Raw genomic sequence first — 12,722 nt, forward strand, 5'->3', positions numbered from 1 at the left:
GCATGAGCAGCATGACAGTTCTCGTGGTGGATGATGAGCCGCGTTCGCTGGAGGCGATCAAACGGGTACTGACAGACGAATTCGAGATTATCTGCGCCAATAATGCCGCTGAGGCTGAGGCCGTTCTCGAGGGTGAGCTGGTGCAAATTCTGCTCTGCGACCAACGCATGCCGGGTGAATCGGGCGTGACCTTTCTCAAGCGTGCGCGTGAACGCTGGCCCGATACCATTCGCCTGATCATCTCGGGTTACACCGACAGCGATGACATTATCGATAGTGTGAACAATGCAGGCATCTACCGTTACATTACCAAGCCCTGGAATCCGGATGAGCTGATTGCATGCATGCGTGAGTGTGCCAGTCTGTGGCGGCTCCAACATGAGGCAGGGGAGGTCAATGTCGAAGTCAAACCGGTGCGAGACCTGCTGCAGAAGGCCGTTTCCGACAAGCGGAGGGTTGAGCGCAGCAAATTCGGTTTCGACCGGATCATCCATGTGGACGGTAGTCCGGTTGCTGACGCGATTGAGCTTGCGAAACGTGCTGCCGACTACGATGTCTCGGTGCTGATTACGGGTGCCTCCGGCACCGGCAAGGAACTGCTGGCGCGCGCCATACACCATGAATCTTCGCGCGCAGACAGGCCTTTCGTGGTCGAGAATTGCGGTGCTTTGCCGGACGATCTTCTGGAAAGCGAGCTTTTCGGTTGCAAGAAAGGCGCCTTTACCGGTGCTTATCAGGACCGTATCGGCCTCTTTGAACTTGCCGACAGCGGAACAATCTTCCTGGATGAAATCGGCGAGACGTCGCCTGCTTTTCAGGTCAAGCTGTTGCGTGTTTTGCAGGAGGGAGAGATCCGGCCTTTGGGCGCGCAGCGCACGCGCAAGGTCAATGTACGGGTCATTGCAGCGACCAACCGTGACTTGCTGGCAGAGGTGGCTGCAGGCCGCTTTCGCCGTGATCTTTATTATCGGGTTGCCGCCTTCCCCATCCACATGCCTGCCTTGAAGGATCGCACTGGTGATATTTCGGCAATTGCCAGCCGGACGCTGACCCAGATCAATCAGGCTTTCGGCAGGCAGGTTTGCGGCTTTCATCCGCGTACGCTCGAGCTTATGACGGCCTATGACTGGCCCGGTAATGTTCGCGAATTGCACAATGAAATCCAGCGTATGGTGGTCCTGTCGCAGGACAACGGTCCGTTGGGCGACGATCTCCTGTCGCTGGCCATTCGCAATGGGGTGCGCACGGCTGCCGAGCCCGAAAGCCGATTTGCGCCGCAAGGGCGGGCGCTCAAGGATGTTGTTGCCGCTATGGAAAAGGCAGCGATTGAGAAAAGTCTTGAGCGCAACGGTGGCAATATCAGCCACACGGCTGACGAACTGGGGTTGTCGCGCGTTGGTCTTAGAAGCAAGATGGACCGCTACCAACTGCGACGCGACAGCGATGACGAGCACGACTGAACCAGAAACGGGCAAAAAGAGGCTGATGAACAAGGTTGGAATGCCGTCCATTCCATCCCTGGACGATGCAGGCGAGTCTCTCTGGCTGGATGTTATCCATCGCATGGATGAGGTCTATGCGGAGCTTTTGAAAAACGAGGCGGACCTCGAGCGCAAGAACGCCGACCTTGAGGAGGCCCAGTCCTTTATTTCCAGTGTTGTTGCGTCAGTCTCCGATATTCTGATCGTGTGCTCCAGCAGCGGTGTGATCAAGAAGGTCAATCCGGCCTTTCTGTCGATGGTTGGAAGGCTCGAGCCGGAGGTAGTCGGGTCCAGCGTCTTCAACTATATTGCCGAGGGCGATCAGGACAATGCAAGGCGCGTGATCGGTGCGGGGCAGGAGGGTCAGCTTGTTGAAGCCGACATTCTTTTCCTGCGGGCCGATGGAAATGAAGAATGCCTTGCAATGCGATGCGCCAAACTTGCGGACAGCCATTCGCGACAGTTTGGTGCCGTTCTCACCGGCCGCCCGATCAGCGAGCTCAGACGAGCCTATCAAGCGTTGCACGAGGCGCATAAGGAGCTGCAAACGGCCCAGCACCGCCTCATCGAACAGGAGAAGATGGCAAGTCTCGGACGGTTGGTCGCCGGTGTGGCGCATGAGCTCAACAATCCGATCAGCTTCGTTTATGCCAATATTTACACGCTCGACCGTTATCGCAAGAAACTGGTCCAATATCTGGAGGCTATTCACAGGGGTGCTGAAGAAGAGGAAACTGCGGCACTGCGACGGGAATTGAAGATCGATTCCATACTTGCCGACTTTGACCCGCTGCTGGATGGCACGATCGAGGGCGCAAGCCGGGTCAGTGATATCGTCAAAAACCTGCGCCGCCTATCCTTCTCGCGGGCCGGCGAGCGCCAGACGGTCGATCTCGACAGGCTGCTGCGCAATTCTGTGCAACTGGCTGCTAAATCGAAAAACACCTCTGCAAAGATTGTTTTCGACAGTGTTCCAACTGTGATGTCGAACGCCGACGAAGGACAGCTTCATCAGGTTTTCGTCAATCTCATCGATAATGCTTTTGACGCTGTGGCTGATGTCCCTACACCGCTTGTCGAGATCGTCATGAAGCGGGAGAAGGGTCTCGTGCGGATCGATATCCGGGATAACGGGCCTGGCATAGCCAAGGAAAATCTGAGCAAGATTTTTGAACCCTTTTTCACCACGAAGACGATCGGTGAGGGAACCGGGTTGGGACTCTGGATCAGTTTTACCATCATAGAGGATCATGGAGGCCGGATCGAGGTTTCGAACCGACCGGATGGTGGTGCAGAGTTTAGCGTTATTCTCGATGCCGGCTGATTGTTGTCACGGATCGACATGATCTGCCACTTGCCTGTGCGGTGGATAGTTTTCCGCCACAAGCCCGCCGGGAGCGCCTTCCGGAATTTCGCCGTAGCGGAGCCATTCGAGGGCAAGGGGCCAGAGGGTTTCCTTGAACCTGTCGTGGAAGAACGCAAAATGGCCGATGGCATCAACGCCGATATCGGATGGCGCAATGCGCCAGTGGCGGCGGTGGCTTGATGTGAAATAGGCGAGCAATCGGGCAAGGGCCGCAGTCGTGCCATGGGGATCATCTTCCAGTCCGATGGCCAGAATGGGGGCCGTGACTTGCCCGAAACGCCGATGCAGTAGATCGGCCTCGCGCTCGCCACCCACCATTCGGCCTTGTCTGACGGTGTGTTCGAAGCGCGGTTTCATGCGGCTCCAGTCGCGGACCACGCCGGCCGGTGTATCTTCCATCCAGCCTAGTCGCTTGGCCGGAAAATAGCCGAAAACCCTGGTAAAGAGCGGCATCACGATGTGCCATTTGATATACATTCTACGGCGCTGATCAGCCCCATAGTCACGCCAGTGGGCAAATTGCGACCCCACGGTCAGGATCCGTTGGATGCGGTGGTTGGACGGTGCAAGGCCGATGGCAAACCCGCCAATCGAGTGACCAACGACGCGGATATCCTGGCCGGGAAACGCTCCGTGGACAAATTGAAGCGCGGCTTCGAGATCATGTTCTCCCCAGTCCACCCAATCGGCATGGAAGCCGCGCAGCGATGTCGGTCTTGATTCACCGATTCCTCGATAATCGAATGTCAGGACATCAAAGCCATTTGCAAAGAGATAGTCGGCAAAGCGTGCATAATAACGGCACCGGACGGAGGTCGCTGCGCTGATGACAATAACGGGCCGTTTTGCACCCGCCTCAATGCCTCGCCAAATGAATCCGCCGAGTGAAACACCGTCGCTGGTTTGAAGCTGCAGTGGCGCACCTTTCACGGGGCGCGAATTTTGAAGCATTCATATCTCCCGGGTCCGCAAGAAATCGCCGGGACAAACTTGCCAGCATGGACACGTCTTTGTCGAGACGGTTGCACTAGGTCCGTGACCAGAAGTGGTCTTTGCTCTGGCAAGGGAGGAGCGAAACTGTATAGACTTGCGCGGCAGCCGGAGGGATTTGTTTCTGATGTCGGCAAATTGATTTTCAGCGTTCGGGAGAGATCGATATTGGGTGCAGCGTCCCCGTCATACAAGGCCACCGGAGATCGTGAGCCTCTTTCGCTTTGGTTTTCTGGCGCTGGCGCGTGTGAACTGCGTGCAGAAGCACTGCCTGCAATGGGCGAGAACGAGGTTCTTGTCCGCACGCTTTTCAGCGGGATCAGCCGGGGAACGGAAAAGCTTGTCTTTGATGGCAAAGTGCCTGAAAGCGAATTTGAGCGTATGCGCGGGCCCCATATGGGCGGCCGGTTTCCGTTTCCGGTGAAATACGGTTATTCGGCTGTCGGGGTCGTTGACGACGGCCCGGCGGCGCTGAAGGGCCGGTTGGTTTTTTGCCTGCATCCGCATCAAAGCACTTTTGTCACCCACGCCGATATGGTGCACCTTTTGCCGGACGCGTTGCCGCCGGAGCGGGCTGTTCTGGCTGCCAATATGGAAACGGCTCTCAACATCTGCTGGGATGCCGGCGTGATGCCGGGAGATCGCGTTGCTGTTTTTGGTGCCGGTGTTGTTGGTTCGCTTGTCGCCTTCATCGCTTCGCGAATTCCCGGTGCAGAGGTGACGTTGGTTGATCGCAATTCCGGTCGGCAGTCGCTGGCGGAGGCGCTTGGTGTACCTTTTTCTTCAGGTGCGGACCTCGTTGGAGAGTTCGACGTGTTGATCAACGCATCCGCGTCGGCGGAAGCGCTGGATCAGGCGATTTCGCTTGCCGGCTTCGAGGCCCGTATTGTCGAGGCAAGCTGGTATGGCGAAAATCCGGTTCAGCTCAACCTCGGCGGCGCGTTCCATGCGCGCCGGCTTTCCATTGTCAGTTCGCAGGTCGGCGCCGTCTCGGCCGCGCAAAGGCCGAGGTGGGATTTTGCACGTCGGCTGACAAAGGCACTGCAACTCTTAGGTGATGATCATCTTGACGCCCTGATTTCAGGGGAAACGCCATTCGAAGAGATAGCCGAGGCCTATCCCGGTATCATCGGCGATCCGCAGACGCTGTGTCATCGTATCCGTTATTGAAGAGAGTAGTTTGATGTTTGCAATTGAAGTTCGCGATCACATCATGATCGCACACAGTCTGCCTCGCCCGGTCTTTGGACCGGCACAGGGCATGCATGGCGCGACCTTTGTGGTCGATGCGGCCTTTTTCACACGTGATGTCGATGAGGATGGGCTTGCGGTGGATATTGGTGCTGCAACCACCGTTCTCGCTGATGTGCTGAAGCCGTTGAACTATAGCAATCTGGATGAAGTGGCAGCCTTCAAAGGCAAGATCTCGACCACAGAGGTCATCGCCAAGCACATATTTGACCGGCTTGCGCAGGCCGTAGCTGACGGCAAGCTTGGAGCGGGGAGCCATCGCATTTGCAAGATCAGGGTGACGCTGCATGAATCGCATGCAGCACGTGGGTGGTATGAGGCAGACCTGTGAAGCGGAAACTGGTCTTTGCCTATCCGGGCGATCTCAACCTGAAGACCGGCGGTTATGGTTATGATCGCAGGTTGATCCACGGACTCAAGGCCCTGGGATGGGGCGTTGAGTTGCGCGCTCTTGGTGATGGTTTTCCCTCGCCCGGTGAGAAAGAGAAGCGGCGGGCGGAAGAGGTATTGTCGGCGCTTGAAGACGGGACGCTGTTGCTGATCGACGGACTGGCATTTGGTGTTCTGGACGCTTGGGCGTCGAAAGAGGGCGAGCGTTTGAAGATCGTCGGGCTTGTTCACCATCCGCTGGCGCTGGAGACGGGGCTTTCAGCTCAAGAACAGAGCCGGTTCAAAGAAAGCGAAACGAGAGCGCTTTCACATGCCAAGCATCTGATCGTAACATCGCCCGGCACAGCGCGCGAGCTCGCAGCACATTACGGCGTGCAAGCCGAGCATATTACGGTTGCGGTTCCAGGAACGGAGCCTGCGGCGATCTCGACATGTTCCGGTGACCCACCGCAAATTCTCTCCATCGGCACGCTCATACCCCGCAAGGGTCACGATATTCTGATTGAAGCACTCCACCGGGTCTCGGATCTGGCCTGGTCGGTGACCATTGTCGGGAGCAAGACACTCCATCCGCAGACAGCCAACGATCTTAGTGAACAGATCGCGCGGCTCGGTCTGCGCGAGCGCGTCATGCTTGCTGGCGAGCAGAATGACACGCGCGCGCTTCTTGCAAAGGCCGATATTTTTGCGCTCGCCAGCCGCTATGAGGGCTATGGCATGGTGTTTGCCGAAGCACTCTCGCAAGGGGTGCCTATCGTTGCCTGTCATGCCGGGGCCATTCCCGATGTGGTGCCGGAAGACGCCGGCTTTCTGGTGCCGGTCGATGATGCGGAGGCCTTTGCCGATGCGCTGCGTGCGCTGCTTTCGGATCGGGCGCTGTTAAAGAGTAGAGCAGCTGCGGCAAGGCGTGCCGGTGCGATGCTTCCGGATTGGAGCGTCACAGCGCACCTTGTCAGTGATGCCCTGGAGGCTCAGCTTTGAGCGGGTTTGACATGGATTGGCTGGGCCTGCGCGAGCCGGTGGATGTTGCTGCGCGAGACCAGGGCCTCATTGCCGCGCTGGCCGGGTATCTGGAAAGTCAGCCGGCGCCGTACCTTGTCGATCTTGGATGTGGAACCGGATCAACATTGCGAAGTCTTCAACCCGCTCTGCCTGCCGATACAAAGTGGCTGCTGCTTGATCACGATCCGATCTTGCTTGAAGAAGCCATGAAGCGCAGTGCAGCTGTCATGCATGTCAATGTTGGCGAATACGACCTGAACGATATCGCGACGTTGCCGCTGGACGATGTTTCGGTTGTAACCGCCTCGGCGCTTTTTGATCTCTGCTCGGAGGCTTTCTGCGCGGCTCTGGTCGCGCGCATTGCTGACGCTGGGTGCGGGCTCTATGCGGCTTTGAACTATGACGGGGCGATTGAATGGTCGCAGGCCCATCTCCTTGATGTCGACGTTGTTTCTGCTTTCAACCGTCATCAACGGACCGATAAGGGGCTTGGAATGGCGCTGGGTCCGGATGCGACCGCCTGTCTGGAACGCTTGCTCCGGGCGCGTGGATACCGGGTGGACATCAGGCCGAGCCCCTGGCGCATGGACAGCTCAATGGCCGCCTTGCAGACTGCTTTCTTGAACGGTTTTCGACAGCCGCTCTTGGACGCCTCGAAGCTAGAGCCGGAAGAAATTCAAGGATGGCTTTCTTATAGGCTGGAGGCGATCCCTGCGCCTGAGAGCCTATGCAAGGTCGGGCATCTCGATTTGCTGGCTCTGCCCGCCTGATGAGCGGTTTGCCCGCAGATCGCAGTCAAACAGGATATCGCTTCCGAGAGCGTAGACCGTTGTCACGGGTCGGTGGGCAGCCGACAGTTTTTCAATCGGTGGCAAGGCAATGCCGGTTGGCCCTGAGCCGATGATAAGCGGGGTAACAGCGACGTGAAGGCGGTCGAGAGCGCCAGCTTCGATAAAGCGCGCAATGGTTCGGGCACCGCCCTCCACGAGTATCCTGTGAAGCGCGCGCCTGGACAGCGCCTCGAGAATATCGGCCGGAGCGATGCCTTCGGGGCCGCATCGCAGTTTTATCACTTCTGCATTCGGCAGCGGACGATCCTCAAGATCCGCACTGCGAAGCACGATGACCGGCGCGCCTTCATCCCGGAAAAGACCTTCGGAGCCATCGAGCTGCGCATGGCAATCGATCACCACGCGAACCGGGCTTGGTCCTTCGACAATCCGCACCGAAAGGCTTGGATCATCCATTTTCACCGTTGTGACACCGACGATCACGGCATCTACGAGTGCGCGGCAGCGATGCAGGTGGGCAAGCCCGTCGGGGCCAGAAATGTCGCGGGCATCGCCTGCCGGGGTCGCAACACGTCCATCAAGCGATTGGCCAACCTGGGCCAGAACAAAAGGTCCGCGGGCGTTTGCAACGGGCGAATAGAGGGAATAGGCGGGGCCTCGTGTGCGGGAAGCCTCATGCGCGCCATCGCGAAGAGCCAGAAGCTCCCGCCAGAGGTCGTCGCTGATGTCCATTTCCTGCATTTAGCCCCTCAGAGTATTCTGTAGAGCGTTGTGTCCCGCTTGATGACGTGGTGCATGACAACCGCTCCCATGTGCAGGAGGAAAAGGGCAAGCACGACCCACGAACTCCAGTAGTGAACACCGCTCAGCGTCCATGCGATCTCCGGCGTCTTGTCAATCGGGCTCCAGACTTCAAACAGACCAAACCATTGCAGAGGAAACCCGTGTGCGTTGGTGGCCAGAAATCCGCTGACCGGCATAACGATCAGAAAGATATAAAACAGTCCATGAACGCTTTTGGCTGCCATTCGTTCCATGGGTGGGTCTTTGGGCGAGGGCGCGCGCGCAATAAGCTTGTTGCCCACACGGATGAGCATGAACCAGAAGACGAGAAAGCCTATGCCCTCATGCAGCATGTAAAAGGTCATTGAAACGTCGTTCTTCACGAGGTGTATCGTGAAACCCAGCGGCCATGTCGCCAGCACAAGAACGGCAATGATCCAATGCAGGATACGGGATGTGCCGGGGTAACGCTCCACGGTGATTTGTGCATAAGAAGGCGAAGTTACACCTTGCGGCACGACTTCAATCTGTTCAACCAATTCCGACAAAAGCCCCATCCTCTCCATAACGTGCAGACGCATCTGAGAGTAGACGTTTATGAAAAGGAATTCAGGGAATTTTATCGCGGCTTGCATTCACATACATGTGAAATGGAGCGGATCGGTCGTCTCAGGCTGTTTCCAGCAATTGGGTCATATAGTCCACGAGCACCCGGCCGGCATCGCTTGGCTGACGGTCATTCACGATCGTCAAGTCTGCCGTGGCGTCGTCATCGGCTGATGGCTGCCGTTGCAGACGGGCAAGTATATCGCTGGCGCTCTCGCGTCCACGGGCGGCCAGCCGCTCAGTCAAGACAGGTTGGGGTGCTGTCACCAGGACGGTTTTCAGTGCTTCACCATACACGTTCCGGAAGGCGGGCAGTGCGGCGCGTGATCCGTTGATCAGGAGAATACGGCCGGCTGCAATATCATTCAGCGTGGTCTTCGGTATCCCATAGTAAAGACCGTGGGCTTCCCACCAGAGCGCAAAGCCGCTGTTATCAGCCAGCTGCTTAAAGTCGGCAACGCTGAGCTCCTGATGGCGCTCTCCACCGGCGTCTGCGGCGCGTGTGATGGCACGGCGCACGAAGACGAAACGGCTGTCGCCCGCGAGCTTTTCGCGTGCGAAGTCGATCAACGTATCCTTGCCTGCTCCGCTTGGGCCGACAATGGCGATGATGGCACCTTTGCTCATGGTCACGCCACGCGTTCACCTTCGCGCCATACACCGCGCACGACCGGGACGCCTTCATCGCGTCGCACGCGCACGAGGTCGGCGCGCAATCCGGGGGCAATGCGCCCGCGGTCGTCGAGCGCGACTGTCTTGGCGGGCGTTGCGGTCACCATCGCAAGTGCCTGCGGCAGGCTTATCTCTTCGTAGGTGTCGGCAATGACAAAGGGGGCGTGGACAAGGCTCAAGGGCACATAGTCGGATGAAAGGACGTCCAAAACACCGTGTTGAGCCAAGTCACCGGCTGCGATATTGCCCGAGTGGGATTTGCCGCGCACGATGTTGGGTGCGCCCATGAGGACGCTCATGCCGGCATCATGCGAGGCCCTGGCAGCGTCCATGCTGGTTGGAAACTCCGCCAACCTCACACCAAATGATTTCGCCTCTTCGACGTGGTCGATGGTTGCATCATCGTGCGAAGCGATTGAAATGCCGCGCTCATGGCAGGCCTGCGATATCGCAATCCGGTTCTTGTTCGAGTATTTCGCGGAGGATTCCTGACGGCGCTTCACGAAGTGGGCAAACGCTTCGTCGGAGAGGCCGCGCTTGGTTTTGTAATAGAGCGTGTACTGTTCCATTGTCTGGAACTGCCGTTGACCGGGTGCATGGTCCATCAGCGATGCAAGGCGCACGAAATCGACATCCTCGAAGGCCTCGAAATGCTGCATTACATTCTCGGCGGAAACCTCGCAGCGCAGGTGGATGAAGTGTTCAGAGCGCAGGCGCTTTTCGTCCGCCGCCTGTTTGAGAGCGTCCGCCATTTTGCGCATCTCGCCATCATCAAAGCCGTCGTCTTCATCAGAGCCCATACGCAGGCAGTCGAAAACCGTGGTAATGCCCGAAGCGCTGACCTGCGCATCATGGGCCTGGATGGCACCCATCATGTTCCAGCGCACCCCGGGACGTGGGGAATAGTGGGCTTCCAGGTGGTCTGTATGAAGCTCGATCAGACCGGGAATGAGATAGTCGCCTTCAAAATCGATGCCGGCGTCCGAGCCGCTGGAAATATCGGCGATCTTTCCGTCGCGGATGAGGATGGCACCGTCGATAATTTCGTTTTCGAGGACAATGCGTGCATTGCGGATAGCGGTTTCATTGTTCATTGCTTGGCCTTTCGCAATTATCTGTCTGGCAATTCGCGCAGTCGCAAAACATCAAAGGATGCTCCGCGCGTGGGCTCGCAGAACAGAGCCAGGTGTGAAATTCTCAGAGGGTTGCCTACAAAGGCACCGAATTGTTTTTCGAGGCGGTCGCGCATTTCGTCGCGTTTTTCCTCAGGCACCTTGCCGGTGAGCGTCATGTGAAAGCGGAAATCCTCAAAGACATAGGGGTAACCCCAATCCATGAGATAACGCCGCTGGCGTTCGCTCAGCGATGCCGGATTGCGCCGTTCAATATCGGCATGGCCGAGTGGTGCGCGGAAGGGCTCGAATTTGCGAACAGCGTCTTCAGCCAGTACAGAAATCTGGTGCTCTTCGCCCTCAGCGGGAACGAGAGCAAAGAATGGTCCGATGAGGGCAAGCTTGATCTGAGCAATGTCAAACGGGCGCGTTGATGCTGCGAGCGTATCGAACGCGTCTATCAGCGCTTCCTCGGTCGCGCCTTCAGCCAGGCTGAAGGGGGCTTTCAACGTGCCGTGAAAACCATAGCGTGCCGGCTCGCGGACCAGCGCATTTTCAACGCCAAGATCCTCAACCGTGCCGCCAAAAGCGCAGCGTCCGAGCCATGCCGCAGCGGCCTTGACCAACGGGTCTTCCTTAGGAGGTGTGAAATAGATGGCGTACCGCACGGGGTTGTTCCTAGTTATTGCAGAATCGAATCTAAACCGTGGTCGAGAGAGATGCGTGGTTAGGCCGCTTCTGTGACACAGGTATGATGACGCGCCGTCTCACTTCCGCCCGTTGCCGATCAGCATGGAGCGCAGACGATTGGAAATATTGTCGAAAACGTAGACTACAATGAGTATGAGCAAAACCATATAGGCGACATTTTCCCAATCCTGGTTCGTGCGCATCGCTTCCCAGAGTTTCAGACCGATGCCGCCGGCACCGACGGCGCCGATAATCGTTGCCGAGCGCGTGTTGGATTCCCAGAAATAGAGCGCCTGACTGACGAAAACGGGCAGAACCTGTGGAACCACGCCAAAACGCTGGATCGCGACCGGCGATGCACCGACCGAGCGGATGCCTTCGCGCGGTTTGTCGTCGATATTTTCCAATGCCTCGGAATAAAGTTTGCCGAGTGTTCCGGTGTCGGTGAAGAAGATGGCGGCAATACCGGCCAGCGGCCCGGGCCCGAAGGCGCGGGTGAAAAACAGCGCCCAGATCAGCATGTCCACGGAACGCTGAAAGTCGAAGAAACGTTTGACAAGCTGGTTGAGCGGCTTGTTTCGTGTGATGTTGCGGGCGGCCAGAAAAGACAGTGGAAAGGCGATGACCATGGCAAAAAGCGTGCCCACGAAAGCCATCACGATGGTCTGGAGAAGCTTTGTCCAGACATCCAGATGCTGCCAGGACGGATTATAGAGGATATCGTCGATGGCTCGTGACAGATTGCTTTGGTTGGGGTCAACGCGGTTGTCGGAAAACATCAGTGAGATGACATCGCCAGCCGATTTTCCGAAGAAAGGCGAGTTCGTGTCGAAGAAAAAATTCTCCCATCCCAGGAAGCGCTTGCGGACCTTGACGCGGTCGGGTTCGACCTCGACGCGGCCTGCAAATCCGAAATAGGCGATAATCTTTTCTCCCGGTGCACGCTGATAAGCCCATTCAGGCAGTGCGCCGTCATAGGTCATCGTTTTGCCGCCAGTCGTCAGTGTCAGCGTTTCACCGCCGCGGGTCAGCTCGACCTTGTCCTTTGAAAGGTCGATCCATGACGAGGAGTTCATCATGATGTGCGCCTCGGTCACCACCTCTTCCGTCACCGTTGTCGGTTCCGTGCCGGCGGTTTTGGAGGTTTCGCCATCACCACGAAATTCCGGCTGCACGAAGGAGAAGGATGAGGTGCTCTGTTTTGGCTGTGCCGGCGCTTCGCTCGGGCTTGCCTCGATCGTGCGCGTGACCGTTTCGGTTTTGGCTTCAATCCAGTCTGGATGCGGGTCTGCACCCAAAGGTGAGTATTTGCCGAAGACGATTTTCATCGTGCCATCGGCGTGGATGTCGATATCGGGTCTGGCTTCCCAGCTGATCCAATCGGCGAGATAGTTGCCGGCAATGTCCGAATTGGCCGAGCTTATGACATGGCCGATCGCAAAGAACCACCAGCAGAAGATGAAATAGGCAATGACGGCTGCTGCCGCGAAAGCGGTTCTGTAGCGCTGCCAGAACGAGCGGGTCAGGAGTTCGGGATAGCGCGCTTCGATGTCGCGTACATCCATTGTGTTCATGGTTGCGGTCATCT

Annotated in this window: 13 protein-coding genes; 6 read left to right on the forward strand and 7 right to left on the reverse strand. The window is 57.4% G+C overall.

Features of this window, described 5'->3' with window-relative positions:
- The first annotated feature begins 2 nt into the window (after positions 1 to 2).
- Both NHF56_RS00175 and NHF56_RS00180 read left to right on the forward strand, forming a co-directional pair.
- Positions 3 to 1,460, forward strand: a complete 1,458-nt coding sequence (locus tag NHF56_RS00175; protein ID WP_252800475.1) for a sigma-54 dependent transcriptional regulator — start codon at positions 3 to 5, stop codon at positions 1,458 to 1,460.
- A 25-nt stretch (positions 1,461 to 1,485) separates the two neighbouring features.
- Positions 1,486 to 2,805, forward strand: a complete 1,320-nt coding sequence (locus tag NHF56_RS00180; RefSeq protein ID WP_252800477.1) for an ATP-binding protein — start codon at positions 1,486 to 1,488, stop codon at positions 2,803 to 2,805.
- A gap of 6 nt (positions 2,806 to 2,811) precedes the next feature.
- On the opposite strand, the gene NHF56_RS00185 is transcribed toward NHF56_RS00180, so the two are convergent.
- Complete coding sequence (locus tag NHF56_RS00185) at positions 2,812 to 3,798, reverse strand: alpha/beta fold hydrolase (RefSeq protein ID WP_252800479.1); 987 nt, start codon at positions 3,796 to 3,798, stop codon at positions 2,812 to 2,814.
- Between the two features lie 207 nt (positions 3,799 to 4,005).
- Between NHF56_RS00185 and NHF56_RS00190 the strand changes: the two genes are divergently transcribed.
- The 4 genes from NHF56_RS00190 to NHF56_RS00205 are packed head-to-tail and all read left to right on the forward strand — an operon-like array spanning position 4,006 to position 7,250.
- Complete coding sequence (locus tag NHF56_RS00190) at positions 4,006 to 5,007, forward strand: zinc-binding alcohol dehydrogenase (protein WP_252800481.1); 1,002 nt, start codon at positions 4,006 to 4,008, stop codon at positions 5,005 to 5,007.
- 13 nt (positions 5,008 to 5,020) lie between these two features.
- Positions 5,021 to 5,419 carry a 6-carboxytetrahydropterin synthase gene (locus NHF56_RS00195; RefSeq protein ID WP_252800483.1) on the forward strand — a complete coding sequence of 133 codons (399 nt, stop codon included), beginning with the start codon at positions 5,021 to 5,023 and terminating at the stop codon, positions 5,417 to 5,419.
- Positions 5,416 to 6,459, forward strand: a complete 1,044-nt coding sequence (locus NHF56_RS00200) for a glycosyltransferase (RefSeq protein ID WP_252800485.1) — start codon at positions 5,416 to 5,418, stop codon at positions 6,457 to 6,459. Before NHF56_RS00195 ends, NHF56_RS00200 begins: the two co-directional genes overlap by 4 nt.
- Complete coding sequence (locus NHF56_RS00205) at positions 6,456 to 7,250, forward strand: class I SAM-dependent methyltransferase (RefSeq protein ID WP_252800487.1); 795 nt, start codon at positions 6,456 to 6,458, stop codon at positions 7,248 to 7,250. The genes NHF56_RS00200 and NHF56_RS00205 overlap by 4 nt, the downstream gene beginning before the upstream one ends.
- Here the strand turns inward: NHF56_RS00205 and NHF56_RS00210 are convergent.
- From NHF56_RS00210 to phnE, 6 genes are all read right to left on the reverse strand, one after another.
- On the reverse strand, positions 7,206 to 8,012 hold the full coding sequence (locus NHF56_RS00210; RefSeq protein ID WP_252800489.1) for a RibD family protein: 807 nt from the start codon (positions 8,010 to 8,012) through the stop codon (positions 7,206 to 7,208). The genes NHF56_RS00205 and NHF56_RS00210 overlap by 45 nt on opposite strands.
- Before the next feature lie 8 nt (positions 8,013 to 8,020).
- Complete coding sequence (locus NHF56_RS00215) at positions 8,021 to 8,602, reverse strand: cytochrome b (RefSeq protein WP_252800491.1); 582 nt, start codon at positions 8,600 to 8,602, stop codon at positions 8,021 to 8,023.
- Between the two features lie 121 nt (positions 8,603 to 8,723).
- On the reverse strand, positions 8,724 to 9,287 hold the full coding sequence (phnN, locus tag NHF56_RS00220) for a phosphonate metabolism protein/1,5-bisphosphokinase (PRPP-forming) PhnN (protein ID WP_252804769.1): 564 nt from the start codon (positions 9,285 to 9,287) through the stop codon (positions 8,724 to 8,726).
- 2 nt (positions 9,288 to 9,289) lie between these two features.
- Entirely contained in the window at positions 9,290 to 10,426 is a 1,137-nt protein-coding gene (locus NHF56_RS00225) for an alpha-D-ribose 1-methylphosphonate 5-triphosphate diphosphatase (RefSeq protein WP_252800493.1), read from the reverse strand.
- Positions 10,427 to 10,443: 17 nt separating this feature from the next.
- Positions 10,444 to 11,112 (reverse strand): DUF1045 domain-containing protein, encoded by a 669-nt coding sequence (locus NHF56_RS00230; RefSeq protein ID WP_252800495.1) that lies wholly within the window; start codon positions 11,110 to 11,112, stop codon positions 10,444 to 10,446.
- A gap of 99 nt (positions 11,113 to 11,211) precedes the next feature.
- Positions 11,212 to 12,720: a phosphonate ABC transporter, permease protein PhnE gene (gene phnE, locus NHF56_RS00235; protein WP_252800497.1), complete on the reverse strand. Its 1,509-nt coding sequence runs from the start codon at positions 12,718 to 12,720 to the stop codon at positions 11,212 to 11,214.
- Positions 12,721 to 12,722: the final 2 nt, after the last annotated feature.

Origin of the sequence: Rhizobium sp. L1K21 (assembly GCF_024055895.1) — a bacterium.
Lineage (GTDB): Bacteria > Pseudomonadota > Alphaproteobacteria > Rhizobiales > Rhizobiaceae > Ensifer_A.

Coding starts and splice junctions, on each gene's coding strand:
- NHF56_RS00175 (WP_252800475.1), top strand. CDS start 3: ATGAGCAGCATGACAGTTCTCGTGGTGGATGATGAGCCGCGTTCGCTG.
- NHF56_RS00180 (WP_252800477.1), top strand. CDS start 1,486: ATGAACAAGGTTGGAATGCCGTCCATTCCATCCCTGGACGATGCAGGC.
- NHF56_RS00185 (WP_252800479.1), bottom strand. CDS start 3,798: ATGCTTCAAAATTCGCGCCCCGTGAAAGGTGCGCCACTGCAGCTTCAA.
- NHF56_RS00195 (WP_252800483.1), top strand. CDS start 5,021: ATGTTTGCAATTGAAGTTCGCGATCACATCATGATCGCACACAGTCTG.
- NHF56_RS00210 (WP_252800489.1), bottom strand. CDS start 8,012: ATGCAGGAAATGGACATCAGCGACGACCTCTGGCGGGAGCTTCTGGCT.
- phnN (WP_252804769.1), bottom strand. CDS start 9,287: ATGAGCAAAGGTGCCATCATCGCCATTGTCGGCCCAAGCGGAGCAGGC.
- NHF56_RS00225 (WP_252800493.1), bottom strand. CDS start 10,426: ATGAACAATGAAACCGCTATCCGCAATGCACGCATTGTCCTCGAAAAC.
- phnE (WP_252800497.1), bottom strand. CDS start 12,720: ATGACCGCAACCATGAACACAATGGATGTACGCGACATCGAAGCGCGC.